This is a genomic window from Salinisphaera sp. SWV1 (genome assembly GCF_052044155.1).
In the GTDB taxonomy this organism is placed as follows: domain Bacteria; phylum Pseudomonadota; class Gammaproteobacteria; order Nevskiales; family Salinisphaeraceae; genus Salinisphaera.
Window position 1 is genome coordinate 1 of the sequence record NZ_JBQDYE010000091.1, and the last position, 1,457, is coordinate 1,457.

The 1,457-nt window shown below is 66.5% G+C and carries 1 protein-coding gene; it reads left to right on the forward strand.

Annotated elements, in window-relative coordinates:
- Window positions 1-81: 81 nt before the first annotated feature.
- The coding region (locus ACS8YF_RS19535; protein ID WP_440851760.1) for an anthranilate synthase component I family protein at window positions 82-1,457 on the forward strand (1,376 nt) is incomplete at its 3' end.

The following is a 1,457-nucleotide window of genomic DNA, read 5'->3' on the forward strand; positions in this document are numbered from 1 at the left end:
CTGGCGGGGTTGATGCCCACACCCGTTGCGGCGCGCGTTGTCGCGCCGCCTGTTTGTCAATATCCGATCGATTGATGCGCCATGTCCGATTCCGTCTCCTACGAGGCTTCGCTACTCGCCCGGCGTGAACCGCTGGTGGTCGAGGCGCTGGCCGATCTCGACACGCCGCTGTCGACTTATCTGAAAGTCGCCGATGCGCCCTATTCCTTCCTGCTGGAATCCGTGCAGGGCGGCGAGCGCTGGGGCCGTTATTCCATCATCGGCCTGCCGGCCACCGAGCGTATTCGCGTGCGCGGCAGAACGCTCGTGCACGAAACCGATGACGGTGTCATCGAGACACTCGAGACCGCCGATCCGCTGGCCTGGATCCAGGCGTTCAACGATGCCCGCCCGCTGCCGCGGTTGCCCGAACTGCCGCGCCTGACCGGCGGTCTGGTCGGCTATTTCGGCTACGACACGATTCGCTATATCGAGCCGCGTCTGGCCGGCGGCGGGCAGGACAAGGACGATCCGCTGGATCTGCCCGATATTCTGTTGCTGGTGGCCGAGGAGCTGGTCATCTTCGACAATCTCTCGGGCAAGCTCTATGTCGTGGCTCACTATCTGGAAGGCGATGCCGGGGACCGGGCCCGGGTGGAGACCCGGATCGAGGCCATTCTGGATGCGCTGGATGCCCCCCTGCCGCAGGCGGCGGCACGTACCGGCACCGAGGGCGCGGCAATCGATCCCGGGGTCGACCGGGCAATCGACCCCGCCATCGACAATGGCCGTTTCGTCTCCGGCCTGACCCAGGCCGGCTACGAGGACGCCGTGCGCCGTATCCGCGAATACACCCAGGCCGGCGACGTGATGCAGGTGGTGCCGAGCCAGCGTCTGTCGGCGCCGTTCAACGCCGAACCGATGTCGTTGTATCGGGCGCTGCGCAGCCTGAACCCGTCGCCGTACATGTTCTATTTCAACTTCGGCGATCACCACGTCGTGGGCGCCTCGCCGGAGATCCTGGTACGCGCGATGGACGGCGAGGTCACGGTCCGCCCGATCGCCGGCACCCGCAAACGCGGCCTCACGCCGGCCGAAGACGAAGCGCTCGCCGAGGAGCTGCTGGAAGATCCGAAGGAGATCGCCGAGCATCTGATGCTCATCGACCTCGGCCGCAACGATGTCGGCCGGGTGGCGACGCCGGGCACGGTCAAGCTGACCGAGCGCATGGCGATCGAGCGTTATTCGCACGTCATGCATATCGTGTCGAACGTCACCGGCAAGCTCAGAGACGATCTGACGCCCATGGATGCGCTGCGGGCGGCGTTCCCGGCCGGCACGCTCTCGGGCGCCCCCAAGATCCGGGCGATGGAGATCATCGACGAGATCGAGCCGGTCAAGCGCGGCGTCTACGGCGGCGCGGTGGGCTATCTGGCCGGCAACGGCAGCATGGATCTGGCGATCGCGATCCGCACCGC